The organism is Winogradskyella rapida (genome assembly GCF_042675845.1).
GTDB classification, from domain to species: domain Bacteria; phylum Bacteroidota; class Bacteroidia; order Flavobacteriales; family Flavobacteriaceae; genus Winogradskyella; species Winogradskyella rapida.
Genome location: NZ_JBHTKM010000019.1, coordinates 1 through 1609 on the forward strand (window position 1 = coordinate 1; position 1609 = coordinate 1609).

Consider the following 1609-nt stretch of genomic DNA (forward strand, 5'->3'; position numbering starts at 1 on the left):
AACGGTCTTGTGTATGGTTAGTTGCGTGGTTAGGTAGCTAATTTAACAAACTTTTACGAACCAGAGAAAATTCCGAAGGAATTTTCCAAAGAAGCACTTGCCTAAGCAATTAATTATACACGTTGTTAGCTACTTTAGTGCGTACAGACCAAAGTGAAAGCTTTTAGTTAGTCTGTTCTCCAAGCGCAAACATTGAGATGCTGAAACTAATCAACCGCAAAAATGCTGGATTATTTATAACGTCCACTTTAATTCCAGCGTACATTGTAATAATGCGATGCCTTTCGACGCATCTGGTTGCGCAGTTTCTCACAGCAATGACGCTTTTTTTTGGAAAAGAACGATACAGAACGCAAGCCTTAACTTTCTGAGAAATGCCGAATACAGGAACATAAATAAGCGGATTTTCCAACGAAATAGAATACTTAAACAACTTAAAAAAATACGCTGAAAAATTGTTTCGGGACAGCACGAGATATTTGCAGAAAACGCAACGACCTTTGTGCGTTTAGTTCTCCAAGAAAAAGTTTTTCGAGCTAAAAGTTAATAGATAAAAAACTAAATTTCGGACAGCATTTCAAATTGTAAATACTAACGAAAAAACACTCGGCACGTATTGTTGCTAACGTGTTTGTGTATGGTTAGTTGCGTGGTTAGGCAACTAAGTTAGTAAACATTTACGAACCCGTGAAAATTCCGAAGGAATTTTCGCAAGTAAGCTCAAAAAAGCAATTAATTATACACGGTGTTGGCAATAGTGTTTTATTTTATTTTTTTGTTCAGTTCAGTAACTATATTTCTCAATTCCTTTTCTTTGGTTAATTCAAAGAGTTCCATTAAATAACTTATACTTTCTAATTCCCAAGCATTATGAGAAACATTTTGTTTGTAATGTCTTGCAAGCTTTTTTAAACTGGATTTAGTTATTTTTCCACCAACTGCTTTTTCTAAAGTGGAAATGAAACCATCTAAAGTGTTGAAAGATGTCCGCCAATCTCTTTCTGCTTCGAGGATTTTTTGAGCAATCTTTTTATCGATTTCAGTCGCGGTTACACTTTCTTCAACGAAGTCAAATAATTGGTCAAAAGTCAAGTTATTAATATCTCTTAAAATGGCCATCCGTTTTTCATTATATAATCTGCTTTCGGGTCAAATTCAATTCCGTTTTCTTTTTTCGGATTCCACTGTTGGTTTATAAATTCCGCTGGACTTTCTGTGATGTCAGTCCAATTAATATTTGGGAAAACATAAAGTTTCCAATGGTCAGAATCCCAAGTTCCATACAGATTTTCATTCGGCAAGTAGAGTAGGATGTATTCAGGGTCATAGTATTCGCATTGGTCAGTCAGATTGATTGCAGGAATTTCGTAGTAAGATTTTCCGCTAACATTTCCCTCAATCCATACTTTTCCGAGTTCCAATTTGTCAAAGTCAATAATTCTGACAAAGTTAGGTTCCACAGTTTTATAGTCGTAATTCAATTCCGATTTTGATTTTAAAAATTCTGTCAAATCTTTGGGTAAATCCATATTCTGTCCAAATATTGGTAAGGCAATTAAATAAGCTAAAACTATGATTCCTTTGCGCATTTCCGACATTATTGCCAACG

At 34.8% G+C, this 1609-nt stretch carries 2 protein-coding genes; both read right to left on the reverse strand.

The annotated features are described in order from the left end of the window. Positions 1 to 762: 762 nt before the first annotated feature. Complete coding sequence (locus ACFQ13_RS05895) at positions 763 to 1119, reverse strand: hypothetical protein (protein ID WP_386115126.1); 357 nt, start codon at positions 1117 to 1119, stop codon at positions 763 to 765. Further along, positions 1107 to 1609: hypothetical protein (locus ACFQ13_RS05900; protein ID WP_386115129.1), on the reverse strand; the 503-nt coding region annotated here is incomplete at its 5' end. The genes ACFQ13_RS05900 and ACFQ13_RS05895, both read right to left, overlap by 13 nt.